Below are 25,531 nucleotides of genomic sequence, written 5' to 3'. Positions count from 1 at the left end.
AGAAAGGAGAGCGACATGACAAGGGAATCTAGTAAACCCAAAACGAATTGGCATGATGTGAAACATGCGATTGACACGAAAATTCATGAAGACCAAAAACTTTTTAAAGAGCCGCTTACTATTCATTTGGTTACGCCAATGTTTGGCGGAGGGCCCCAATCAAACTCAATTGATCAAGACAGACCGATTCGAGAAAGTGCGATTCGTGGTCATCTTCGTTTCTGGTGGCGTGCAACTCGAGGAGCTGCCTGCAAAAATGCAAATGAATTATCTAAACGAGAAGCAGAGATATTTGGTCATACAGAAAAAAGTAGCTTAATTAAAGTAATCATTGAAGAAATATTTAAAGAAAAAAAACAGATCAAATTCCCTCCAACATATATTTTTCAAAAAACACCAAATAAAATGTTGATGGGATATTTCAAAATGAATGTGTATTTGACCGAGAGTGCTTCAATGACTTCACAGGACAAAAAGAAGTTAGGCAATGAAATCGAAGCTGCACTATGGGCGTGGATCAATTTTGGGGGACTTGGAGCAAGAACGAGACGTGGTTGCGGGAGTTTATACTGTGAAACATTTTCTCCTAAAGAGCAAGAAGTCAGTAAGGAGCGATTTGATCAATGGTTTAAAGAGAAGATATGTCAATATGATATCTCTATTCCCGAAGTGTCTCGTGAATGGGCAACGCTAAGCTGGGATTTTAGATTACAAAATAAAGCTTCTCAAACGCATTTATCCTGGGCGAAAACAATGGAAACATACAGTGAATTTCGAAAAAAACATAATGTCCAAAATGGGGAGGCTGGGAGAAGTTATTGGCCTGAGGCAGATTCCATACGTCGTCTAGCGAATATGTCACATCCTGATCACGAATTACAATATCCTTCAAATAAACCAAAGAGATATATCGCTTTTCCTAGGGCTCAATTTGGTATGCCGATTGTTTTTAACTTTAAAAAGAAATCGAAAAAAGATAAGGAGCGAAGCGAAGAAGAAATAGCAAAAAGAAAGTGGTTTCAAAAGGAGCCTAATACAAAGACGTTAGTCCCGCGAAATAAAAATCGTTTGGCTTCACCACTCATCTTAAAACCGTTAGCTATTAATCAAAAGGAATCAGTGGGCATGGTGATGGTGTTGCAGCAACCAAAGATCAAAGCTTTATCGCTTTTAGGGGACAGAAAGCTTTTGCCTGATGTGACAGATGAACAAAGTATCTACCCAACAGCCACCTACTCAAACAATCCATTACGAGACGAGAGTGGCCGTACGCACTCATCGGCGATTCAAGCCTTTTTACATAGCAAGGAGGTGCAAACATTTTGTCAGTAGAATCACAAAAACAAACATTAATGCTATTTTCGATAGGGCCTGTTCAAGAATTTATTGCGCAAGCAAGGCGGACGCGTGATTTATGGTTTGGCTCTTTTCTTCTATCTGAATTAAGTAAAGCAGGTGCGAAGAAATTTCAAGAACTGGGTGGAACGCTTATTTTCCCTGTGTTCAACGAATCCTCTGCAGAACCAAACAACGCACCAAATAAAATATTGGGGGAAATCTCACACGAACAGCCTTCATCCATTGCAAGACAAGTAAAAAAAGCAGTATATAACAAATGGAAGGAACACGCAGACTTTGTTAGAGAAATAGTTGATCCTTATATTCAAATAGGCACATGGAATCGACAAGTAGATGATTTAATAGAATTTTATGCTGTGTGGACTGAGATGCAAACTCAAGAGGAAGCGGCAAATGCGTCCGCAAGCCCATATCATATGGCTCTTCAAGAAGTCGAAGGTTTAATGGCGGCACGGAAGACGTTGAGAGATTTTAAACAAAATGAGCCAGGGGCGTTATTCGGTGAACCAAAATCATCACTTGACGGTGGACGAGAGTCTGTTTTCCAAAAGAAAAAAACACCACAGCAAGTGGAGCAACTAGCGAAATGGGGAATTGGTGAACATGAATCATTAGATGCGATTTCAGTGATCAAACGATTGTCCTTACATAAGCATCCGAGCAAGACATTTCCATCTGTATGTGATAAAGCTTTTGCTCCCTATCAAAATATGTTGGACCAAAATGAACAGATGAAGCAAGCAGCCATACAATATGTAAAAGATGTAGAAACATATCTTGAGAATATGAATCTAAAAGTAGCTCCTATTGATTGGGGTGAGGCATCGCTTTTTTATGAAAGAAGAATTGAAGATTTTCTTGAACAACGAGGACTTGTTGGAATAGCACAAACAGAAGCAAAAAATAACATCACACAGCTGCTCGAAAAATATTTCAAAGGTGAATACAGCAAGCATCACGGCCAGCCGGTTAAACCACCAGCACCTTCACCTTACTATGCCTTTCTCATGGCGGATGGAGATAAGATGGGCAGCCAACTGCGAAATATACAGCATGTAGAAAGTCATATTGCATTTTCTAAAACGCTCTCAACTTTTGCTTCAAAGGCAAGTGAGATTATTTCCGAATGTGAAGGTACATTGATTTATGGCGGCGGAGATGATGTCATGGCTTATGTACCGGTTCACAAATGCTTAGAAGCAGCTGGGAAATTACAAAGAGAATTTGTTTCAACGATGAATGCTCATCAACATAGTGAGACACCTCCTTCGATTTCAATTGGAATCGCCATCGTCCATATGCTTGAGCCTCTTGAAGAAGTAAGAAGTATGGCACGTCAGGCTGAACAATATGCAAAACAAGAGCGAAATTCATTAGCGATTCATTTCCAAAAGCGAGGCGGAGGAGACACAATGAATATCTCAGTCTCATTTCAAATAGATCCAGTGGCCTCTATCCAAGAGATGACGGCGTGGTTAAAACAGTCTTATTTCACATCTGGCTTTGCATATGGCTTACGAGAGTTGTATCAAACATACGAACAGTCTTCTTTTAGAAAACAGCCGGAAATTTTAGATGAACTCATTCCACTAGAGATAAGACGTCTTGCATTCAAAAAGAAAACGGAAGCAAAAACAGAGCAAGAAACGAAAGAGTGGATCGATCAATTGATTGCGAAGTATATACCGAAGAAGAATACATTAGAAGAATTACATACAATCGCTGAATGTATGATCATTGCTCTTCAACTAGAGGAGGTAAGTGGACATGCCTGAAAGATGGTTTCACATTCAACCGCTTGATCCGCTGCTTATTCGTGATGCACGCCCATTTCAAAGTGTACCGGGTATACGGGCGCGTTCACTAAACGATGTTCCGTCAAGTGTGGTCGCAGGAACACTTCGTACAGCTCTAGCGAAGAAGCGACAATCAATCAAACACACGACACCACTTTCTTATTATGCGAAATCTCTTGTGCGAGGTCCTTTATATCGCTACCATGATCATTTATATGTGCCAATGCCTCATGACCTTGAGTTATTCGATGATGAGTATGGCATGTATCAAGTGAGACCGAAGCGAATGATGTCGAAAGGCCAGGGCTTTTTTGGTACAGGAAAAACAGGCCGTTTTAGTGAGGCATTATGGCCGCCAATTGGAGCTGGTGCTCGTAAAAAAATGAAATCGCCGCCTGCTTTTGTATCTCTAAAGTGGATGGTGAACTGGCTGACAGACGCAGTGGATGAGAGTCAGGTGAAGGAAGCCTTGACTGAATACCAACATATGCAGAAGGAAAATCATTCTTTCAAAAAGGAAACACCACCGGCATTTATTCCAGCATTACAGCGTCAGGAACGGACACAAATTGAGGTGGAAACTGGCAGTAAAAAGGCAAAAGATCAGCATCTATTTTCAACAGAATCGCTCTTATTCCCAGATGACTTTAAACTGGAGGCAGGAATAGAGTTATCTACTGAAGAGTCAGAAGAATTAAAGCCTTTCTCAAGTCTTCACCCAATCGGTGGTGAACGGCGGCTGGCTCATATAGAAGACAGGCCACATGTATACCAACAAGATTGGACATGTCCAGATATGATTAAAGAATCGCTCAAAAACAAGCCGTATGTTCGCATGATATTGGCGACACCTGCTTATTTCAGTAAAGGATGGCAGCCCGGATGGCTGGATGAACAGCTTATGTCAAAACCACTATTTGATACAAATGTACGACTGAAATTGGTTTGGGCATCTGTTCCGCATTGGCAGCCTATCTCTGGATGGAGCTTAGCAAATAAAGACAAAGGGCGTGAAAAAGCAATACGCCGCTTAGTCCCCGCAGGTAGTGTTTACTTCTTTACAGTAGAAGAAGGAGATCCAGCAGAACTGGCCGAAAAAATGTGGCTTCAATCAGTATCTGATCGCAACCGGCGCAAAGAAGCGTTTGATCGTGAAGATGGCTGCGGGTTAGCACTTTGGGGAACATGGAAACCGAATGAATAAGAGGAGTGAGACGATGGAAGCAAGCCGTTGGTTTTGGATACATTGTTTATCCCCCCTTCATATTGGAGCGGGTGAAGGAGTTGGCGTGATTGATATGCCCATTCAACGAGAAAAAGTAACAGAATGGCCGATTATACCTGGAAGCAGTATCAAAGGCGTGCAGCGTGAATATTATCGCGCGAAAGGACAAGACACATTCGTACAAAAAGTATTTGGTACACAAGGAGATCAAGATGGAAGCGCAGGAGCAGTCGTCATGACAGATGGCCGGTTATTTTCATTCCCGGTGGCGAGTAGATACGGTACATTTGGATATGTGGCAAGTCCACTCATATTGAAAAGATTAGCCCGCGATGCAAAAGCATTAGGCGTATCGCTGGATATCCCTGATCTCATAGAAGAGTCAAGCACGCTAGTCACCTTGAATTCTAAATTAGTAGAGAATGACGAATTATACCTAGGTGAATTCCAAGGGGCAGCGAAAAAATCTCAACAACTAACCGATTTTGCTGAACAGATGGCCGAACTTTTATTCGACGATAAACCATCACAAACTCTTTGGATAGAACGATTTGTGATTGTAAGTGATGACGTTTTTCAATACATTGTCACCATGAATTCTGAAGTGACACCTCGAATTAGAATTGATCATGAAACCCAAACAGTTAGTAAAGGAGCTCTCTGGTATGAAGAGTATGTACCAGCAGAAGCCATATTTTATGGGCTCATGTGGTGTGATCGTGTCGATGGAAGCAATGATTTATCTGTTAGACATCAACTTTTAAATCAACTCGAAAAACAGATGTATCTTCAATTAGGTGGAAACACAAACGTAGGTAAAGGAAGAGTATCCTGGCGTATGACAGGAGGGGAGGGATCATGAAACTCATTCAACATCATTATGCTGAGAAAGCGTATCAACATGTGATGAACGCCAAAACGAATGAGGAGAATTTCTCAAATCAATATGGACAACTCTGTCACAGATTCGCCTCAATGATCTTAACAAATGGATTAAGGCTCACTATTACATTTTTTGAAGCAAAATCAAAAAAAGGAAATGCTTATCAACAATTCGTTCAAGATATAAAAGAAACACTAGATATACAAGGAGATTGGTCAGCTTCCAATCGAGATTACTTAATCAAATCAAGACAAGCTTTAAGTGCATCTGTTTGGTTAAAAAGATATGCGGAATCTATTTTAAAGGTGGAACAAGGGGCGGAAAATGTGGAGGACATCCAATGAATCTGTCATTAACCTTAAACAAAAGCAAATGGGAGATTGATGGTTCTACATTGTCGAACATCATAAACGACAGTTCGAAGAAGCAGTCATTTTATGAAAATGTGATTAGTTTACATCAAGAACAGTGGGAAAAATACAATCACTTGTTGTATGAAAAATTTGTGGAGCGATATTATACCGATACGAGCCCCACATGCTTAGTCAAATCCATATCGCCGTTAGTCATTGGACATGGAGGAGAGGGTGTACTTGAAACGGGATTGTTATTACACCCGATATACGGCGTTCCTTATTTACCAGGAACCGCTTTAAAAGGCGTAGCCTCTCATTATGCCCACTCTGTATTAGGTGAAAACTTTCCAGAACTAAAACAAGGTGGTAGTGATTACAACACATTGTTTGGAACAAACGAACGTGCCGGTATCATCGAATTTCATGATGCGCTCATGATGCCTGAGACGGTAGGAGAAGCATTCAAAGTAGATGTGATGACACCACATCATTCAGACTATAACAGCGTCAAGCTAGATAAGATGAACAAAGGGGGAAGTGTTCCAGCCCCTCGAGACGATGACTCACCAACACCGATTCATTTCTTAACGGTGGTCAACGGCCGCTTTCAACTTCTATTGAAAACAAAAAAGAATCTACCAGAAGAAGCAGAATGGCTCGAACTCGCCAAAACCCTTTTACTAGGCGCTTTAGAACACGAAGGAATCGGTGCTAAAACAAATGCAGGTTATGGAAGACTTAAAATGGACGACGTCATTTCATAAGAATAGGTGCGAATGTGAGGTGAACATAAAATCCCTGGAACATTCGCACCGTTTTATTCGACAAAAATGAGAAAAAATGTATATTTTTTAAGGGTGAAAACTTAATTCCTATATAGAAACTTAAGGGTTTTGACGATCATTCCCTAAAAAATGTTATAATTAGGGCGAAAATTGCAGTCGCACTCTACATGAGTTCGTGGATTGAAATCGCCGTAGGTGTTGACCTTCCCCCATTTTTTCGTGTCGCACTCTATATGAGTGCGTGGATTGAAATTTGTAAAACTTAGCATTGAATTTTGTGGCTGCCCATCGCACTCTACATGAGTGCGTGGATTGAAATTTGGAATTTCTTGGAGTCTCTCAGTCTCTTCGTGTCGCACTCTACATGAGTGCGTAAATGGAAATATTTCCAACAGTAATAAATTTACCTTGTCCTTCAAGTCGCACTCTATATGAGTGTGTGGATTAATAATTGTGAAAAACATGACTCTGCCTCTCAGTAGTCATGTATTTAATTAAATTCAAAGTTGTTGCTGAAATAATAAATATGATTATCAAAATTCAAATAGATTTCAGACTAGAAAAAGTCGGTGCGAATGTGAGGTGAACATAAAATCCTTGGAACATTCGCACCGTTTTATTCGACAAAAATGAGAAAAAATGTATATTTTTTAGGGGTGAAAACAAAATTCTATATAGAAACTTAAGGTTTTTGACGATCATTACCTAAAAAATGTTATAATTAGGGCGAAAATTGCAGTCGCACTCTACATGAGTGTGTGGATTGAAATATACCGTGTATAATCACTTGTGTATGTCTTACTCGTCGCACTCTCCATGAGTACGTGGATTGAAATATAAGTAATTGGAACATGGTTAACACATCCTTCTGTCGCACTCTACATGAGTGCGTGGATTGAAATATCATATCTTCAACCGAATTACGCAACGTCATCAATCGCACTCTCCATGAGTGCATAGATCACAATTTCTGCAAATTATATAAAGTCAAATACCTATCCAGTTCAAAATCTACACAAATGAATAATCAAAATAATGTACTTTCCCCTAAATCCAAGCCCTACACAACAAAAAAAGACTCGCTCACACAGAGCCGAGTCTTAATTTTTTTTGCAGTTTTTCTTCACTGAAAATCCAGCCGGTATAGGAATTTTTGATTTGGTGGTCCATGTCGATATGGCAGATCGCGACAAAAGGGTAGTGACCTTTGCTGCGGTAGCGCAAATCAATGAACCGTACCTCGTAATGATCCTTGTATTTATCCACTTCCCACCGGTAGACAGGGGAGAAGGAGAGAAAGGCTGAAATGTTTTCGTCTTGTTTGGCAATTTTCATAATTTCAGTATCAGGGACCGGCACGCGGTTAAAGGTGTCTAAAATGACGATTTCTCCATTCATGCTGCGCCCAACATGGAAAGAGGATTTACATTTCACGGCAATGCGCCATTGTCTGAACTTCATTGTAGGCGAAATAATAATCTCTTCAATTTCATCGAATTGTGCACGCAGCTGATGTTTAATCTGAAGCTGCATGATCACCCTGACGATATAGTAACAGAAAATCACGGCGTACAGCGTAATGAACGTATAGCCGGGATGTCCGCCAATGGCCCAAACGACAATGGCGACAAGGTGTGTAAAAAAGATGAAAGGATCAAACGTGTTAATGATCCCAAGCGCTACCCATTTCTTTGAAAATGGACGAATGGCCTGCGTGCCGTATGCATTGAATATATCCACAAACACATGGAGCACAACGGCTAATAGTGTCCATAACCAAAGGTGAAGTAAATCTGCCCCCGGCACAAATGGGAAAATCACAGCCGGAATCAGCAATGACCAAAACAGTACAGCAGGAATGGAATGTGTAAATCCTCGGTGATTTCTTATATAAACCGCATTATTTTTTAGTTTTAGCACAGTATCAATGTCTGGTGCTTGGGAGCCGGCGATGGTCGCGATCATCACGGCGTGTGCCATGTGTGGATCTGCGCTGACGGCTGGATCTAAAAGTGCAAGTCCCCCAAGAGAAATGCCCATTACTACATGAGTACCAGTATCCAATTGATTACCTCCTAGTTGTCATGCTTAGGAACAATCATACAAAGTATACGCCTTCTTTCAAGACTATGTGCAAAAGCACTTTTGCTTTGTCTTGATTTAATGTAACATGTTAACGTATCTACAAACAGTATACAACAAATAAGGTTCTTTTCAGAACGTTAGCCCTCGGTTCAATGAGAAGGAGTATAGATATGAAAGACATTCAAGAAAAGCTGGACCGCAAAGATATTGCGGGATTTCAGCATGATTTAATTGATTGGTATGAAAAAGAACAACGAACACTACCGTGGCGTGAAAATCAAGATCCATACCGCGTATGGGTATCAGAAGTAATGCTCCAGCAAACGAGGGTGGATACGGTCATTCCGTACTTCAACCGGTTTATGGAGCAATTCCCCACGGTGAAAGATCTTGCTTTAGCTGATGAAGAAAAGGTCATGAAAGCATGGGAAGGTCTTGGCTACTACTCAAGAGTGCGTAATTTACAGGCAGCTGTGAAAGAAGTATATGAATCCTACGGGGGCGTTGTCCCTGATTCGAAAGAGCAGTTTTCAAAGCTTAAAGGTGTAGGTCCGTATACGAGCGGTGCAGTGCTGAGTATCGCCTATAACAAGCCGTACCCTGCGGTAGACGGCAACGTCATGAGGGTCATTTCCCGTATTTTGTCTGTATGGGATGATATAGCAAAACCAAAAACGAGAAATATTTTCGAGTTTGCGGTCGATCAGCTCATTTCCCGGGAAAAGCCTTCAGAATTCAATCAAGGGCTGATGGAGCTAGGTGCGCTCATTTGCACCCCAACATCCCCTGCATGCCTCATTTGCCCTGTGAACATGCATTGCTCGGCACTCGAGGAGGGCGTTCAGCATGAGCTCCCAGTGAAAAGCAAAAAGAAAAAGCCGACTGCAAAATCAATGGCAGCAGCGGTGTTATTTGATGATGCAGGCAACCTATATATTCATAAGAGGCAAAGTACAGGTCTTCTTGCGAATTTATGGGAATTCCCTAACATGGAAACCATGAAGGGAAGAAAAACGGAAAAAGAGCAGCTGGTTGATTTCTTAAAAGAGGAGGCGGGTGTACAAGCGGAGCTTGGTGATTTAGAAGGCACCATTCAGCACGTATTTACCCACCTCATCTGGAATATTTCTGTTTTCTTTGGACGAGTTACCTCTGTATCTGATGACACGATGCTGAAAAAAGTCACAACAGAGGAATTTGAGGCATATGCTTTGCCAGTCTCACACCAAAAAATTTGGAAGCTGGCACTTGAAGAGCCTAGTCGTATTTAACCGTTGTACCATGAGTATAATCGGCTTCATTTCTGTGCAGACCCCCGCGGTCTTCAATTTCAGAAATGATTTCTCGATACTTAGATTGCCCTTCTTCGTTCAAATAAGGTAAAATTTGTTGGAAAGCATGATGAAAGAAAGCAAGCTCAGTATCTTTCCATTGATCCTTGGACATCATGCCAAGCTGGCTTAAATCGCGTCCGACATACATGAATGTAACCTCCTAATAGGAATTTTCCTATTAGTGTGAAGCGAATGAACGAAAACTATTCAAATCAGGAGATGAACCATAATGAGTCAACGTAAATGTGCATTAATTACAGGCAGCAGCAGAGGGGTAGGGAAAGAAGTAGCCCTTCGCCTGGCTGAAAAAGGATATGACATTGTCATTAACTATGCGAGAAGCAAAAAAGCCGCACTTGAAACAGCGGAAGAAATTGAAGCGATGGGCGTCAAAACATTGGTCGTAAAAGCCAATGTAGGCCAGCCTGAGAAAATCAAAGACATGTTTCAGCAAATCGACGAAACCTTTGGCCGTTTAGATGTATTTGTAAACAATGCGGCATCAGGTGTTCAGCGTCCAATCATGGACCTTGAAGAAAATCATTGGGACTGGACGATGAATATCAATGCGAAGGCCTTGTTATTCTGCGGACAAGAAGCGGCGAAATTAATGGAGAAAAATGGCGGCGGACATATCGTCAGCATTAGCTCACTAGGCTCCATCCGCTACCTTGAAAATTACACAGTGGTCGGCGTATCAAAAGCGGCACTAGAAGCTTTAACGCGTTACCTATCCGTTGAGCTGTCACAAAAAAATATTGTCGTGAACGCAGTATCAGGCGGTGCGATCGATACAGATGCACTAAAACATTTCCCGAACCGGGAAGAACTTTTAGAAGATGCGAAGAAAAATACACCTGCTGGCCGAATGGTAGAAATTAAAGACATGGTCGACAGCGTGGAGTTCCTTGTATCAGGCAAGGCAGACATGATTAGAGGACAGACCATTATTGTGGATGGCGGACGTTCTTTGCTAGTTTAAAAAAATCATGAATAGGATGTACACCTTCTGCACAAATTAATGTGCGTGGAGGTGATAATGATGGATCAACAACAAAACAAAACAAACGCTCAACAAGTGAAGAAACAAAACCAAGCTTCTGCACAAGGCGGTCAATTTGGTACTGAATTTGCTAGCGAGACTGACGTACAGCAAGTAAAAAAATACAACCAAAAAGCTGAGCAAAACAAACAACAAAACAGCTAATCACTGAAACAGAGGAAAGCACTTCATATACGAATGAAGTGCTTTTCTTTTTGCCTCTCACCACCATCCGACAAAACCTGTAAAACCTCTACATAAACAGTCAAAGGATTTCCTCGTTCTTTCAAGAAATGGTATACAGACAAAAAGTGGATTCGAATAAAAGGGAGGAGTTAGATGTCTGATTTCGATCAGCTTGTAAAAGAACAAATGCAGCTCATGGATCAACTGCTCGATGTACAGGGAGAACTCGATCTATGCTTAGAAACAGAAAAACAATTGCTGCAGGATGAAAAAAAAGAAGAGTGGCATAGGCTTTGTGATCAAATCAAACAGAAACGGGAGGAACTGCAAAAAGTCCAAACCTTATTTACAAAACAGACAGAAGAGGTCATCAATTCATACAAGCAGATGGAAAAGAGTTCAACCGTGATGTAAGACAGTGTGCCGTTCAATTGGGTTGAATGGCTTTTTCATTTCATTTTTTAATGATGTAACGGTATAATATAATAGAGACATGTTTAGTTGGGAAATTAGGTCTTTGGACTGTTAGGTTTGTTTGTTATAGAAAGTAGGGGAGAAAATATGGGCTATCCCAAGGAAGGAGAAACCATCCAAATTCAAAGCTATAAACACAATGGTTTGATCCACAGGATTTGGAATGAAACCACCATTCTGAAAGCAACGGAATTGTGTATCATTGGTGCAAACGACCGTACAATGGTGACTGAATCCGACGGCCGTACTTGGATGACGAGAGAACCGGCTATTTGCTATTTCCATGCAAAACAATGGTTTAATGTGATTGGGATGCTTAGAGATGATGGGGTATATTATTACTGCAACATCAGCTCTCCTTTTGCGACAGATGAAGAAGCAATTAAGTATATTGATTACGATTTAGATGTCAAAGTCTTTCCAGACATGACGTACAATATTTTGGATGAGGATGAATATGCAGATCATAAGAGGCAGATGAATTATCCAAAGGAAATCGATAGTATCTTAAGAGAGCATCTGAATACATTATTGCATTGGATTCACCAGCGGAAAGGTCCGTTTGCTCCTGAATTTGTGGATATGTGGTATGAACGTTTTTTACATTATACAAAATAAGCAAGAGCAGCAAAAACCTGTTTGGCTTTTTAGGCTAACAGGTTTTTGACTGCGTACGGATAAGAGGCACTGATAGATTGGGAAGGAGATTTACATGGGGGTCATTAAACGCTACATGGCTTTTGTTACACCGTATAAAAAACAGATTGCATTGACAATGGTCATCGGGATGATCAAGTTCTCGATTCCCTTAACATTGCCTCTGCTTTTAAAGTATGTCATTGATGATGTCATTCAAGGCTCGGGGTCGGCTGAAGAAAAGACATCATCTCTATTAATCATTATGGGAATCATGCTCGTCTTATTTTTAGTGATGAGGCCGCCTGTTGAATACTATAGACAATACTACGCACAGTGGACAGGCAGTAAGGTATTATTTGATATTCGGGAAAAGCTGTTCTCGCATATTCAAAAGCTCAGTCTTCGTTATTATGCCAACACGAGAACTGGGGAAATTATTTCAAGGGTCATCAACGATGTGGAGCAGACAAAGGAGTTTGTCATCACAGGTCTTATGAACATTTGGCTTGATTTGATGACCGTGCTGATCGTGATCGCCATTATGTGTACACTGGACATCAAGCTCACCATCGTGTCTGTCATTATTTTTCCGCTATATGCGTTTGCTGTGAAGTATTTTTACGGCAGGCTTCGCAAGCTGACAAAAGAGCGGTCGCAGGCGCTGGCTGAGGTGCAAGGGCATCTGCATGAGCGGGTACAAGGAATGCCAGTCATTCGGAGCTTTGCCATTGAAGAATATGAACAAGAACATTTTCATGATGAAAACAAAAATTTCTTAAACAAAGCGATCAATCACACGAATTGGAACGCCAAAACATTTGCCGTCGTCAATACCATCACTGACATCGCACCGCTATTAATCATTGCATTTGCTGGCTACACCGTCATTAATGGATCGCTTTCGATTGGAACCATGATTGCCTTTGTCGGCTATATTGACCGGATGTACAACCCGATTCGCCGTCTCATTAACTCATCCACGACTTTAACCCAGTCAGTGGCGTCAATGGATCGTATTTTTGAATTTATTGATGAGCCGTATGAGGTCACAGATCGGCCGAATGCAACAGAAGCTGATCATTTAAAAGGTGAGGTCGAATTTAAAAATGTGTCGTTTCGTTATGAACACACACAGGAAGAGATTCTGCACAATATCTCCTTGAAAGTAGAAAAAGGACAAACGGTTGCGCTTGTAGGAATGAGCGGTGGAGGGAAGTCGACACTCGTCAGCTTAATTCCAAGGTTTTATGATGTCACAAACGGGTCACTTGAAATTGACGGCATCGATATAAAAGAGTACAAAGCAAGAAGCCTTCGAAATCAAGTCGGAATGGTGCTGCAGGATACATTCTTATTCAGTGACACGATTAAAGAAAATATTGCGGTTGGAGACCCAGAAGCATCTTTTGAAAAAATCGTTTCGGCTGCAAAAGCGGCAAATGCCCATGATTTTATTATGTCTCTTCCTGAAGGATATGACACGAAGGTCGGAGAACGGGGCGTGAAGCTGTCAGGCGGTCAAAAACAACGAATTTCAATTGCTAGGGTCTTTCTTAAAAATCCACCGCTTTTGATTTTAGATGAAGCGACGTCTGCACTTGATTTAGAAAGTGAACATTACATTCAAGAAGCGATGCAAAAGCTAGCGAATGACCGCACAACCTTTATTGTCGCGCACCGCTTATCGACGATTACACATGCTGACCTCATTGTCGTCATGGAACAAGGCGAAATTGTGGAAAAAGGAACACACGAAGAATTAATGAACCGAGACAGCCACTATCGCCATCTATTTACCATTCAAACACTAAATTAGTAAAAGCCTATCCGATTCTAGCGGATAGGCTTTTTTATGCTTGTCAAAAACATGACATATTTCCCAGCTTGTCTCAATACAATTTTAAAAAGTATGACGGGGTGGTGAATATGTGAAAGAACAAGACGTGCTGCTAGATGTCAAACAGCTGTCCATTGCATTTCAGCAAAAAAAGCAAAAAGTACCCATCGTCCATCACATATCGTTCTCGATTCAAAAAGGAGAAACCTTAGGAATTGTTGGCGAATCTGGCTGTGGGAAAAGTATCACATCTATGTCATTGATGGGGCTGAACCAGCAAACAGATACAACGGGAGAGATCCAATTCGAAGGGCAAAATCTGCTGTCGCTTTCAGAAAAACAGTGGCGAGAGATAAGAGGGAATGACATTTCGATGATTTTTCAAGAGCCAATGACCTCTCTGAACCCATTAATGACCATCGGTAAACAAATGACAGAAGCCCTTTTCACACATCAAGAAATCAGTCAAAAAGAAGCAAAAGCGAAGGCGGTTGATCTGCTTCAGACAGTCGGATTGAAACAAGCCGAATCGTTGCTTAAAAAATACCCGCATGAATTATCAGGCGGCATGCGCCAGCGTGTGATGATTGCGATGGCGATGCTTTGTCACCCAAAGCTCATGATCGCAGATGAACCAACAACTGCACTTGATGTGACCATCCAAGCGCAAATCCTTCGCCTGCTCAAAAAGCTAAACGAAGAGATGGACACCGCTATTTTATTTATAACCCATGATCTAGGCGTCGTGCGGCAAATATGCCAGCGAGTCATGATTATGTATGCCGGTCGAATTGTAGAAGAAGGAACCGTTGACCGTATTTTTCAAAAACCTCTGCATCCCTACACAAAAGGTCTTTTCGCCTCAGTTCCATCATTTAAAGAGAAAAAAGAAAAGCTCATCTCTATTACAGGTCATGTACCTAAGCCGGGAACCATTCGATCCGGCTGTCAATTTGCACCACGCTGTCCTTATCAAATGGCGCAATGTCTTGAAGAAGATCCAGTTTTACAATCCATTGAACAGGACCACCGCGTGGCATGCTTTCTAATGGAAGGAGGAGAAGACACTGAGTCGCCCACTCTTGCAAGTGAATCAGCTGACAAAACGGTATGACACAGCCGCCTTTTTTTCTAAACACAAACATTCGACTCTGGCTTTAAATCAAGTGTCCTTTCACGTGAAGGAGGGGGAAACGCTTGGCATTGTCGGTGAATCAGGCTGCGGGAAATCAACACTTGGCAAAAGCTTAATGAGATTGACTGAACCGACGTCAGGCTCTATTCAACTGAAAGGGCAAGAAGTCACTCTTTTGAAAGAAAGAGAGATGCGTTCTTTAAGAAAAGACATTCAAATGATTTTCCAAGATCCATACGCTTCATTAAATCCACGAATGAAAATCAAAGATATTTTAGAGGAACCGCTCATTGTTCATAAACATGGGACGAAAGCAGATAGACGAAAGCGGGTCAAAGAGATGCTGCATATTGTCGGATTTGACCCTTCATACGGGGAGCGTTATGCGCACCAATTTAGCGGCGGACAAAGGCAGCGCATTGGTATCGCTAGAGCACTCATTACCCATCCAAGTCTTGTCATTGCCGATGAACCCGTTTCGGCTTTAGATGTATCCGTTCAAGCACAAATTTTGAATTTGATGCTTGAATTGCAAAAGACGTTTTCTCTGACGTATCTGTTTATTTCTCACGATCTTGGCGTTGTCAAATATATGAGCGACCGAATCGCAGTCATGTATGCTGGCCGCATTGTTGAGATGGGGCCTGCCGAAGACGTGTTTCACAGCCCGCTTCATCCTTATACATCGCTGCTTCTGAAATCCATTCCACATATGGACCACGTGCTGGAGACGCAAGATGTGTCAGCAGAAGAGTCCACAATGACGATAGAAGGCGGTTGTCCTTTCTACAAAAGGTGTCCAAAAAGGTGGGAGAAATGCCTAAAAGCAGTACCTGCTTTGTATGAGGAGGAACCGGGGCACGCAGCGGCGTGTTACTTATATCAAAAGGAGGAACACAATGAAGAAGACATGGTTGTTCAGTAGTTTCATTTTTGTGCTGGCACTTGCACTGTTTTTGGGGGGATGCTCGTCCGCACCGTCATCAGAAGAAAAAGCAACAAAAGACACCCTCGTATTTGGCAGAGGAGGAGACTCCACTTCACTAGATCCGATCACAACGACAGAAGGCGAAACCTTCAAGGTCACAGAGAATATGTTTGAAAAGCTACTGAATTATGGTGAGAAAGACACGACCATCCATCCTGGTCTCGCAACAGACTGGGATGTTGCAAAGGACGGAAAATCATACACATTCTACTTAAGAGAAGGTGTGAAATTTCACGATGGCACAGACTTTAACGCAGAAGCAGTGAAATTCAACTTTGACCGCTGGATGAATGGTGATGCAGAAAAATTTCCTTACTATGGCATGTTTGGCGGCTATAAAAAAGATAAAGGACATGTGATTAAAGACATCATCGTCAAAGGAGAGCATGAAGTTGAATTTCAGCTAAAGCGCCCGCAGGCGACATTCCTTAAAAACATTGCTATGTCACCGTTTGGTATCGCAAGTCCTGCGGCTGTTGAAAAAAGCGGTGATTCTTTTCGTGAGAATCCAGTGGGAACAGGACCATTCAAGTTTAAAGAGTGGAAGCAAAACGACCGTATCGTGTTAGAAAAGAACGAAGATTACTGGCAGAAGGATAAACCAAAACTGAATCAAATCATCTTCCGCTCTATTCCAGAAAACTCGGCTCGTTTAAATGCCCTGAAAACAGGTGAGATCGATTTGATGGATGGCGTGAATCCGTCAGATTTAGATGGCATTAAAACTGATAAAGCACTCCAGCTTATTGAAAGACCATCAATGAACGTAGGCTATATCGGACTGACCGTCACAAGAAAGCCGCTTGATAACAAGCTCGTTCGTCAGGCACTCAATTACGCGGTCGATAAAGAATCCATCATTGAGTCATTTTATGGCGGACTTGCCGAGCCAGCAAAAAATCCCCTTCCCCCAGCTTTAGAAGGCTACAATGACGACATTGATCCATATCCGTATGATCCAGAAAAAGCGAAGGAACTTTTGAAAGAAGCGGGTTTTCCTGACGGCTTTCGCATCAAGCTTTGGGCGATGCCTGTACCGCGTCCATATATGCCAGATGGGATGAAGGTAGCAGAAGTCATTCAATCAAACTTTGAAAAGGTCGGCGTCAAAGCAGAAATTGTGACATATGACTGGGCGACCTATTTAGATAAGGCAAGTAAAGGGGAAGCAGATGTGTTCTTATTAGGGTGGACAGGGGACAATGGTGATCCTGATAATTTCATCTACACACTGCTGGACAAAGACAGCATTGGCGGCAACAACTATACATTCTTCGAAAACGATAAAATGCACGACATCCTCATTGAAGCGCAAACAAATACAGATCAAAAGAAACGAAATGACCTGTATAAAAAAGCGCAAGAAATCATTCATGATGAAGCACCTTGGATTCCATTGGTGCATTCGATCCCAATGCTTGCAGCATCTAATGATTTAAAAGGCTATCAGCCGCATCCAACTGGTTCAGAAGCTTTAACTGACGTGTATTTCGAATAAGCAAATAAGGGAGATCTTGTATCTCCCTTATTCAAACAAAGATAAAGGCGGTGAAAGCTGTTTGTTTGCTTATTGTATGAAGCGGGCAGGAATGCTCATCCCAGTATTGATTGGAATGACATTGGTCGTGTTTTCAATTATTCGGTTTATTCCAGGGAACCCAGCACAGGTCATCTTAGGACAGCGGGCAACGAAAGAGGCAGTAGAACAATTAACCATCCAGCTCGGTTTAAACCAGCCTTGGTATGTTCAATACGGACATTACATGCTGGGTCTTTTAAAAGGGGACTTAGGGACTTCGATACGAACAGGAGCGGCTATTGCCCAGGAAATGAAGCCTTACTTATTTGCGACGTTAGAATTGACCTTTTTTGCCATGGTGCTGGCGATTGTTGTGGGAGTGAATGCCGGAATCATTAGTGCTTGGTTTAAGCATTCCATCTTTGATTATGTCGCAATGTTTATTGCACTCATTGGAGTGTCTATGCCGATTTTCTGGTTAGGCTTAATGGGGCAGTGGCTGTTCTCGATCGAATTAGGTATTTTGCCGACGACGGGCCGAGAAAACGTAAGGAATCCAGTGGAGTCGATCACGTATATTCATACGCTGGACACGCTTTTGCAAGGCCGGTTTGATCAATTCACTGACAGCATCAAGCATTTGATATTACCAAGTACAGCTCTTGCGACAATTCCTGCTGCGATTATTGCAAGGATAACAAGGGCAAGTATGCTGGAAGTGCTTCATTCAGACTTTATTCGAACAGCAAAAGCAAAAGGAGTACGTTCATTTTTCATCATTTATCAGCATGGGTTGAAAAATGCGCTTATTCCGATCTTAACGATTATTGGTCTTCAAACAGGCCTCTTGCTAGGCGGGGCCATTTTAACAGAGACCATTTTTGCATGGCCGGGCATTGGGCGGTATATATATGACGCCATCAGCTATCGTGATTACCCAGTCATTCAAACAGGCATTCTCGTCGTTGCGCTCATATTTGTCCTGATCAATTTCATTGTGGACATCTTGTATGCGGTCATTGATCCAAGGATTAAATATTAGGGAGGGAGAGTGATAACATGGAAGCGCAAAAAGAGCTTGAACCACCTCAACGAAAAGAAGAGCGCTCTCAATCATTGATTCTTGAATCGATGAAGCTGTTCTTTCAGCACAAGCTGGCGGTCATTGGCAGTGTGATTGTCTTTTTATTTCTCATTTTAGCGATATTTGCACCGCTCATTGCTCCTTTTGGAATCAATGAACAATCTCTCGGTCAGCGATTTAGTGCACCATCAGCTGCGCACTGGTTTGGTACAGATGATTTCGGCAGAGATATATTTTCAAGAGTTGTGCATGGCGCGCGGATTTCCTTATGGGTTGGTTTCTTCTCGGTTCTCGGGTCTGTCATTTTAGGCACACTGCTTGGATTGATTGCAGGCTATGGCGGAAGAGTGCTAGATGCTGTGATCTCGAGAGTGTTTGATATTTTACTCGCTTTTCCTAGTATTCTACTAGCGATTGCGATCGTCTCCATTTTAGGCCCCTCCTTACAAAATGCCCTTATTGCCATTGCGATTATTAATGTCCCAACCTTTGGGCGGCTCGTTCGTTCAAAAGTGCTGAGTATTAAACAAGAAGAATACGTGCTAGCAGCAAAGGCGGTTGGGATGTCACACCGCCGCATCGTGCTACGTCACATTCTGCCAAATAGTATGGTGCCAGTCATCGTACAGGCGACGCTTGCGATCGGAACGGCGATTATCGAGGCAGCCGCTTTAGGCTTTTTAGGATTGGGTGCACAGGCACCAAGCCCAGAGTGGGGGAAAATGCTCGCCGATGCGAGACCTTATCTCGTTCAAGCCCCCTGGACATTAATTTTCCCAGGGGTAGCGATCATGCTGACAGTTTTGGGCTTTAACTTGATGGGAGATGGATTAAGAGACACACTGGATCCTAAAATGAAGAAAATAAAATAAGACCGATTCTAGGAATCGGTCTCAGCGCGCAGACAAACCCTCGCATTCGGTGTCAGTCCTGCGTGCCGGTGCTCACGAATGTTCAATTCGCTCCACTCCGGTACTCGTCCTTCCTAGACTGCAAAGGTTTTCTATCACGCTGAAAAGAAGACAAAGGGCTAAAATAAAGATCATTTTAGCCCTTTGTCAACAATCTAAGACCGATTCTAGGAATCGGTCTTTTCTCATTTTATGCTTCTTTTTCATCTGTCTCAATTTCACTGTCTTTTGGGTGATACGTCTGGAAGCTTGTAATCAATGTATCTAAATGCTCTAGTTCATCACGGTATTCGATGATGCTGGACATGACATTCAGCATATTGTAATCGAGCAAGTCGTTTTCTTGGTTTTGCTGATGCTGGATAAATGATTTCGTTAACGTTTCAAGGCGAAGAGAGCATTCGTTTTGAAATTCATCATCCTGCGGCTTCATTTTTCCGACAAACTTCATCAAGGTCCGCTCATGCCAATACAGTAAATAATCAATCTCATCCGTTAAGCTTTCCCGGAAATGCTCTGGCATCAAATGAATCTCATTTTCTAATTTATGAAGCTTTTTCAGCAAGTACAGAGCACGATTCGATGTCATAATTGCCTGTCTGAACAAAACGAGCTTTCTTGATTTTACATAGGTTGTTTTCTTTAAATAGCTTCGTTCCTCTTTGTATAACAAGTAAATGTGATCTAATTTGATCATGCGTTCTTTTATTTGATCGATGTCATCCTTTAAAGTGGAATGATCAGTAGACTGTCTGGAGGTCAGACGGATCCATTTTAAAATCTCCTCCGTATTTTCCATAATGTGATGAACAAGCTTTGTTTCATACTTTGGCGGCAGGAAGATTAAATTCACTAAAAATGAAGAAAGAACCCCTAACACCACAGTAGCTGTTCGGATTAAGGCAAAGGAAAGGAAATGATCCCCAGCACTTTCTAAAATCGCAATGACGGTTACAAGTGCAATTGGAATCGTGTGTTCAATCTTCAGCTTTAAATTAATGGCGATGACCATGACGGCGGTTAAACCGATAATGACTGGCCCAGTGCCAAAAAGCAGACCGAACGTAATGGCAAGTGCTGCTCCAATAATATTGGCTTGCACTTGATCAACAATCGTTAAAAAAGATCGATAAATAGATGGCTGGATAGCAAATACAGCTGCAATTCCCGCGAAGACGGGCGTTGGCAACCCAAGCCATGTTGCCAGGTAAAGCGCGAGTACAATGGCAATACCAGTTTTTAAAATACGGGCTCCAAGTTTCATTGGTTTTGTCCCTGCATTCCTTTCTTTTTGATAATAGATGATCACTCGTCATTTATCATCAATATTTTGATGAACAACTAAGTAATATACAGCGGTCTTCCGAAATATTCAAGTGATTTTTGAAAGTTCATGAAAACATCAAAAGAAGGTATTGAGAAGAAATGTAACAGATTCGCACGCTTTTGACAAACAAGAGCTGATAAATAAAAAAACAGGCGCATTTTTTTTCGCCTGTTTTTGACCCTATTATGATTGTTTTAACTGTTCAAACGCATGATCTACTGCTTGCAGCGTCTCAGAAATATCTTTTTCAGTATGTGCGATCGTTAAGAACCAAGCTTCATATTTAGAAGGAGCGAGGTTAATCCCTTGAGAAAGCATTAATTTGAAGAAGCGGGCGAACATTTCGCCATCCGTATTTTCCGCCTGTTCATAGTTTACAATGGTTTCTTTTGTGAAATAAATCGTGAGAGCCCCTTTTAAGCGGTTCACCGTAATATCTACTTGATGTTTTTTTGCATGGGCTAAAATGCCTTCTTCTAGCATAGCGCCAAGCTGATCAAGGCGCTCGTAAACACCATCTTGTTTTAACACTTCCAAGCATGCAATACCAGAAAGAATGGATGCAGGATTTCCTGCCATCGTGCCAGCTTGATAGGCTGGTCCAAGAGGAGCGACTTGCTCCATAATTTCTTTTTTACCGCCGTAAGCACCGATCGGAAGTCCGCCGCCAATGATTTTTCCTAATGCAGTGAGGTCAGGTTTTACTTGAAGCAAGTCCTGTGCTCCTCCGTACATAAAGCGGAAAGCTGTAATCACTTCATCATAGATCACAAGTGCGCCCTTTTCATGAGTGAGGTCATTGACCTGCTGCAAGAAGCCGTCCTTAGGCTCCACGATGCCGAAGTTCCCGACAATTGGCTCGACAAGGACAGCTGCGACTTCATCGCCCCATCGATCCAATGCTTCTTTGTAGCTGTCAATATCATTAAATGGAACGGTAATGACTTCATTGGCGATGCTCTTTGGTACGCCTGCTGAATCAGGGGTTCCTAAAGTGGAAGGACCAGAGCCAGCTGCCACAAGCACAAGATCAGAGTGGCCGTGATAGCATCCGGCAAACTTAATGATCTTTGTTCTGCCTGTATATGCGCGCGCGACACGAATCGTTGTCATCACCGCTTCTGTTCCTGAATTGACAAAACGAACTTTGTCCAAAGCAGGCATGGCTTCCTTCAGCATTTTAGCAAAAGTGACTTCATGCTTCGTTGGCGTTCCGTAAAGGACACCTGTTTCAGCCGCTTTTGTAATAGCTTTTGTAATATGCGGGTGAGCATGTCCTGTAATAATTGGACCGTATGCTGCTAGATAATCGATATAGCGGTTTCCATCAACATCCCAAAAATAAGCGCCTTCTCCTCTTTCCATAGCCACAGGTGAACCGCCGCCTACTGCCTTATATGAACGAGACGGACTGTTGACACCTCCAACGATATGCTCCAGCGCCTCTTGATGTAATTTTTCTGATTCTGTGAATTTCATAAATAGCCTCCTATCTCAACGTATCACGTCGTCTATCATTATTTTAACATGCCGATGCAAGCGTCCTTAGTTGAATATCCTCTCAAAATTGGATAGGCTAATTAAAAAATAGGTTGGAGGGATTGTGTCATGACAATCGAAATAGGCCAGCAAGTACCTGAAATCGAATTAACCGGTGACAATGGGGAGAAAGTAAAGCTTTCTGGCTTTAAAGGAAAACATATTGTCCTTTATTTCTATCCAAAAGATATGACACCAGGCTGTACAACAGAAGCATGTGATTTCCGCGACCGCCATCAAAGCTTTGCAGAATTAGATGCTGTCATTATCGGCGTAAGCCCAGACAGTCAGGACAAGCACCAAAAGTTTAAAGAAAAACATGATTTACCGTTCCTGCTTCTTGTAGACGATGAACAGAAATTGTCTGAAGCCTTTGGGGTATGGAAGCTGAAAAAGAACTTTGGCAAAGAATACATGGGCATTGAACGTTCAACGTTTCTTATTAATAAAGAAGGAACGCTTGTGAAAGAATGGCGAAAAGTCAAGGTGAAAGACCACGTAGAAGAAGCGCTTGAGGAACTGAAAGCTCACGCTTAATATCATCACAGGATGAGATCGGCAGACATGCCGGTCTTTTTTGTGAAGAAGAATAGGTAAAAAAGAGGATTGTAATTGACAAAGATTCGGCTCTGGGGGTACACTATTTATAAAGATTATAATATAAGAATATTTTTGAAGAGAGGTGCATGATGAAATGGCTGCTCACGAACTAAAAGACGCTTTAGATGCTTTAAAAGAAACCGGTGTTCGAATTACTCCGCAGCGCCATGCCATCTTGGAGTTTCTCGTAAATTCTATGACTCACCCAACCGCGGACGATATATATAAAGCACTTGAAGGAAAATTTCCAAACATGAGTGTCGCAACGGTTTACAACAATTTACGAGTCTTCCGGGAATCTGGATTAGTAAAGGAATTAACGTACGGTGATTCCTCAAGCCGATTTGATTTTGCGACATCTGACCATTACCATGCGATTTGTGAAAACTGCGGAAAAATAGTGGACTTTCATTATCCTGGCCTTGATGAAGTTGAACAGCTTGCATCCCATGTGACGGGCTTTAAGGTCAGTCATCATCGCTTGGAGATCTATGGAACTTGTCAAGAATGTGCGAAAAAAGAAAATCATTAATGAAAAAGCTGACCGGTTAAATGGTCAGCTTTTTTTATGACTTTTTTCGATTGTAGGATTCATCAAACTCTTTGCCTTCTAATGCTGGATCGAGTGTAAGCGGCTCTCTGCAATGCATGCACATATCCACCCGCCCAAGCACTTTTGTTTCCTTCTCACAGCCTGGACAAACAACACGCACTGCCTTTGTAGAAAGCATACCGATCCAAAAGTAAACTACTGTACTCAATCCGATCGATAAGACGCCGAGCAGCATAAAGAAAGTCGACAGCCAAATCGATTCCTTGAAGAACACACCGATATACATGATCAGAAAGCCAACAAAAACCAAACTAAGTGCAAATGTTCTGATTTTATTAATTTTACTGGAGTATTTCGCCATCCCTAGTCCCCCTTGTCTCCAATATAGCACATTTTACCTTTCCGTTTGAATTAGTTATAGAGTTTTGTGAATAAATTGCTTATAATGATTCAATGATCTTTTTTCTTGTATTGAAGGAATTTTGATTCTATGAGGAGAAATACATAGCATTAGAGAAGAACTTTACACCCGAGTATTGGAGGAATCACTATGGAAAATCTTCTCCGTCCTATTTATCAAGAGAGAGCAAGCCATCCAGACACATTAGCTGTGATTATAGTAGAAAGAAGACACAAAGTATCTTCTGAGACGGATAACTTTGATGCAGCACTTCTAGTCATTGTAAAAGAAGCGGAAGAGCCGTTATTTATCAAGCACTATGAATCCGATCACCAAACAGCTTCTTTAAATGTTGTCACAGATGATCAGCTGAAGGAATGGATTACCCTCGGCACTAACCGCCGAATCATTGATTGGATTTTAAATGGGAAAGTCCTATTTGATCGAAATGAATATATTTTCAACTTGATTGATGAACTGAGTACATTCCCGTTTTCAAACCGCAAACTTAAAATCGGTTTAGAATACGGCAAGCTCATTCGCAGATATATAGAAGGAAAAGCATTTTTTGAGTCAAATCAATTCCTTGATGCATATAATTCAATTGTGCATGCTCTGCATCATTTGGCACGTATTGAAGTGATCGATAAAGGCTTCCACCCAGAAGTGACGGTTTGGAATCAGGTGCGTCATATGGAACCGGAAGTATATAAACTTTATTCAGAACTCATTGAAAGCCACGAAAGTCTGCATAAGCGTTTGGAACTTTTATTTTTAGCAAATGATTTTTTGATCCATTCAAAAGCAGAAATTGGTGCCGCTCATTTGCGTCATGTCATGGAACAGCAAGATATATGGCTTTTTGGCGAGCTTCTCGCGCATCCTGATCTCAAGTATTTCACGCCTGACCTTAGCGTCATGATTGATTTCTTTGTGGAAAAAGGAATTGTTCAGGTGGAGCCGATTGAGACAAAGGGACAAAAAATCTATCATCGAGGATATTTTGTGAAAAAAGATATTGACGCATGAATATTATGATGGTATATTATTATACGTCGCTAACGAGCAACCAAGTTGCTTCGAAAGAAAAGCTGACAAAAAGAAATTGTAAAAAACACTTGACGCACACAGCGCCGAAATGTTATATTGAGAAAGTCGCCTCTGAGCGACAATGAAGATGATCTTTGAAAACTAAACAAGACAAAACGTACCTGTTAATTCGAGTTTTTATAAAAAATCCTATGATACATCATAGGTAGTCAGTCAAACTGGCGAGGCAGGAAATGATCACATGCTAAGTTCGCTACTTCGTGTAGCAACGCATGTGTGATATGCATCCTGCATACCTCGGAGAGTTTGATCCTGGCTCAGGACGAACGCTGGCGGCGTGCCTAATACATGCAAGTCGAGCGGACAGAAGGGAGCTTGCTCCCGGATGTTAGCGGCGGACGGGTGAGTAACACGTGGGTAACCT

General features: G+C 41.8%; 24 protein-coding genes, 1 rRNA gene and 1 pseudogene. 21 read left to right on the top strand and 5 right to left on the bottom strand.

The features are described 5' to 3' along the window. Positions 1-15: 15 nt before the first annotated feature. From cmr1 to cmr6, 6 genes are read left to right on the top strand one after another with little or no spacing between them, the layout of a single operon-like run. Positions 16-1,332, top strand: a complete 1,317-nt coding sequence (cmr1, locus tag C6Y03_RS12715) for a type III-B CRISPR module RAMP protein Cmr1 (RefSeq protein ID WP_106039422.1) — start codon at positions 16-18, stop codon at positions 1,330-1,332. Continuing rightward, positions 1,323-3,134, top strand: a complete 1,812-nt coding sequence (gene cas10, locus C6Y03_RS12710) for a type III-B CRISPR-associated protein Cas10/Cmr2 (RefSeq protein ID WP_106039421.1) — start codon at positions 1,323-1,325, stop codon at positions 3,132-3,134. Before cmr1 ends, cas10 begins: the two co-directional genes overlap by 10 nt. Further along, the gene (gene cmr3, locus C6Y03_RS12705) at positions 3,127-4,359 is read left to right on the top strand and encodes a type III-B CRISPR module-associated protein Cmr3 (RefSeq protein ID WP_106039420.1); all 1,233 of its coding nucleotides are present in this window, start codon (positions 3,127-3,129) and stop codon (positions 4,357-4,359) included. The genes cas10 and cmr3 overlap by 8 nt, the downstream gene beginning before the upstream one ends. 13 nt (positions 4,360-4,372) lie before the next feature. Next, positions 4,373-5,242 carry a type III-B CRISPR module RAMP protein Cmr4 gene (gene cmr4 / locus C6Y03_RS12700; RefSeq protein WP_189318326.1) on the top strand — a complete coding sequence of 290 codons (870 nt, stop codon included), beginning with the start codon at positions 4,373-4,375 and terminating at the stop codon, positions 5,240-5,242. Further along, the gene (gene cmr5 / locus C6Y03_RS12695) at positions 5,239-5,607 is read left to right on the top strand and encodes a type III-B CRISPR module-associated protein Cmr5 (protein WP_041090765.1); all 369 of its coding nucleotides are present in this window, start codon (positions 5,239-5,241) and stop codon (positions 5,605-5,607) included. Before cmr4 ends, cmr5 begins: the two co-directional genes overlap by 4 nt. After that, positions 5,604-6,383, top strand: coding sequence for a type III-B CRISPR module RAMP protein Cmr6 (gene cmr6 / locus C6Y03_RS12690; protein ID WP_223260756.1), 780 nt, complete (start codon positions 5,604-5,606; stop codon positions 6,381-6,383). Before cmr5 ends, cmr6 begins: the two co-directional genes overlap by 4 nt. A gap of 1,104 nt (positions 6,384-7,487) precedes the next feature. Here the strand turns inward: cmr6 and C6Y03_RS12685 are convergent. Beyond that, complete coding sequence (locus tag C6Y03_RS12685) at positions 7,488-8,468, bottom strand: metal-dependent hydrolase (RefSeq protein WP_060595813.1); 981 nt, start codon at positions 8,466-8,468, stop codon at positions 7,488-7,490. A 191-nt stretch (positions 8,469-8,659) separates the two neighbouring features. Here C6Y03_RS12685 and mutY point away from each other — a divergent pair, with 191 nt between their 5' ends. After that, entirely contained in the window at positions 8,660-9,760 is a 1,101-nt protein-coding gene (gene mutY / locus C6Y03_RS12680) for an A/G-specific adenine glycosylase (RefSeq protein ID WP_106039417.1), read from the top strand. Here the strand turns inward: mutY and C6Y03_RS12675 are convergent. Then, entirely contained in the window at positions 9,747-9,971 is a 225-nt protein-coding gene (locus tag C6Y03_RS12675; RefSeq protein ID WP_060595815.1) for a hypothetical protein, read from the bottom strand. The genes mutY and C6Y03_RS12675 overlap by 14 nt on opposite strands. Positions 9,972-10,052: 81 nt before the next feature. Between C6Y03_RS12675 and fabL the strand changes: the two genes are divergently transcribed. The 10 genes and pseudogenes from fabL to C6Y03_RS12625 all read left to right on the top strand — a co-directional run bounded on the left by fabL (position 10,053) and on the right by C6Y03_RS12625 (position 19,599). Next, a complete protein-coding gene (gene fabL / locus C6Y03_RS12670; protein ID WP_024425211.1) occupies positions 10,053-10,805 on the top strand; it encodes an enoyl-[acyl-carrier-protein] reductase FabL in 753 nt (250 codons plus the stop codon). 75 nt (positions 10,806-10,880) lie between these two features. Further along, positions 10,881-11,030 (top strand): annotated as a pseudogene (locus C6Y03_RS12665) (gamma-type small acid-soluble spore protein); the annotation flags it as partial. Between the two features lie 174 nt (positions 11,031-11,204). Continuing rightward, positions 11,205-11,465, top strand: coding sequence for a YgaB family protein (locus tag C6Y03_RS12660; protein WP_106031310.1), 261 nt, complete (start codon positions 11,205-11,207; stop codon positions 11,463-11,465). A 147-nt stretch (positions 11,466-11,612) separates the two neighbouring features. Continuing rightward, positions 11,613-12,143: a nucleoside tri-diphosphate phosphatase gene (ntdP, locus tag C6Y03_RS12655; protein WP_012009337.1), complete on the top strand. Its 531-nt coding sequence runs from the start codon at positions 11,613-11,615 to the stop codon at positions 12,141-12,143. A gap of 94 nt (positions 12,144-12,237) precedes the next feature. Next, the gene (locus tag C6Y03_RS12650; protein ID WP_106039416.1) at positions 12,238-13,980 is read left to right on the top strand and encodes an ABC transporter ATP-binding protein; all 1,743 of its coding nucleotides are present in this window, start codon (positions 12,238-12,240) and stop codon (positions 13,978-13,980) included. Between the two features lie 112 nt (positions 13,981-14,092). Beyond that, the gene (locus C6Y03_RS12645) at positions 14,093-15,115 is read left to right on the top strand and encodes an ABC transporter ATP-binding protein (protein WP_106039415.1); all 1,023 of its coding nucleotides are present in this window, start codon (positions 14,093-14,095) and stop codon (positions 15,113-15,115) included. Continuing rightward, entirely contained in the window at positions 15,084-16,061 is a 978-nt protein-coding gene (locus C6Y03_RS12640) for an ABC transporter ATP-binding protein (protein WP_106039414.1), read from the top strand. The genes C6Y03_RS12645 and C6Y03_RS12640 overlap by 32 nt, the downstream gene beginning before the upstream one ends. Continuing rightward, complete coding sequence (locus C6Y03_RS12635) at positions 16,036-17,622, top strand: ABC transporter substrate-binding protein (protein WP_060595820.1); 1,587 nt, start codon at positions 16,036-16,038, stop codon at positions 17,620-17,622. Before C6Y03_RS12640 ends, C6Y03_RS12635 begins: the two co-directional genes overlap by 26 nt. Before the next feature lie 61 nt (positions 17,623-17,683). After that, entirely contained in the window at positions 17,684-18,685 is a 1,002-nt protein-coding gene (locus C6Y03_RS12630; RefSeq protein ID WP_060595826.1) for an ABC transporter permease, read from the top strand. A gap of 17 nt (positions 18,686-18,702) precedes the next feature. Beyond that, positions 18,703-19,599 carry an ABC transporter permease gene (locus tag C6Y03_RS12625; protein WP_003217871.1) on the top strand — a complete coding sequence of 299 codons (897 nt, stop codon included), beginning with the start codon at positions 18,703-18,705 and terminating at the stop codon, positions 19,597-19,599. A gap of 229 nt (positions 19,600-19,828) precedes the next feature. On the opposite strand, the gene C6Y03_RS12620 is transcribed toward C6Y03_RS12625, so the two are convergent. Continuing rightward, positions 19,829-20,902, bottom strand: a complete 1,074-nt coding sequence (locus C6Y03_RS12620) for an FUSC family protein (protein WP_106039502.1) — start codon at positions 20,900-20,902, stop codon at positions 19,829-19,831. A 246-nt stretch (positions 20,903-21,148) separates the two neighbouring features. Beyond that, on the bottom strand, positions 21,149-22,444 hold the full coding sequence (locus C6Y03_RS12615; protein ID WP_034664957.1) for a glutamate-1-semialdehyde 2,1-aminomutase: 1,296 nt from the start codon (positions 22,442-22,444) through the stop codon (positions 21,149-21,151). A gap of 129 nt (positions 22,445-22,573) precedes the next feature. On the opposite strand from C6Y03_RS12615, the gene bcp reads away from it, so the two are divergent. Together bcp and perR are read left to right on the top strand one after the other, a co-directional pair. Then, complete coding sequence (gene bcp, locus C6Y03_RS12610; RefSeq protein ID WP_066031126.1) at positions 22,574-23,041, top strand: thioredoxin-dependent thiol peroxidase; 468 nt, start codon at positions 22,574-22,576, stop codon at positions 23,039-23,041. A 157-nt stretch (positions 23,042-23,198) separates the two neighbouring features. After that, a complete protein-coding gene (gene perR, locus C6Y03_RS12605; RefSeq protein WP_012009347.1) occupies positions 23,199-23,636 on the top strand; it encodes a peroxide-responsive transcriptional repressor PerR in 438 nt (145 codons plus the stop codon). Positions 23,637-23,670: 34 nt separating this feature from the next. On the opposite strand, the gene C6Y03_RS12600 is transcribed toward perR, so the two are convergent. Next, positions 23,671-24,018, bottom strand: a complete 348-nt coding sequence (locus C6Y03_RS12600; RefSeq protein WP_003217804.1) for a YgzB family protein — start codon at positions 24,016-24,018, stop codon at positions 23,671-23,673. Between the two features lie 189 nt (positions 24,019-24,207). On the opposite strand from C6Y03_RS12600, the gene C6Y03_RS12595 reads away from it, so the two are divergent. Next, positions 24,208-25,086: a nucleotidyltransferase-like protein gene (locus C6Y03_RS12595; RefSeq protein ID WP_034664951.1), complete on the top strand. Its 879-nt coding sequence runs from the start codon at positions 24,208-24,210 to the stop codon at positions 25,084-25,086. A 315-nt stretch (positions 25,087-25,401) separates the two neighbouring features. After that, a 16S ribosomal RNA gene (locus C6Y03_RS12590) occupies positions 25,402-25,531 on the top strand; the annotation flags it as partial.

The sequence above is a fragment of the Bacillus sp. LNXM65 genome (assembly GCF_002998575.1).
GTDB lineage: Bacteria > Bacillota > Bacilli > Bacillales > Bacillaceae > Bacillus.
The sequence above is the reverse complement of the archived record's forward strand: the minus strand, read 5'-3'. Positions and strand labels throughout refer to the sequence as shown.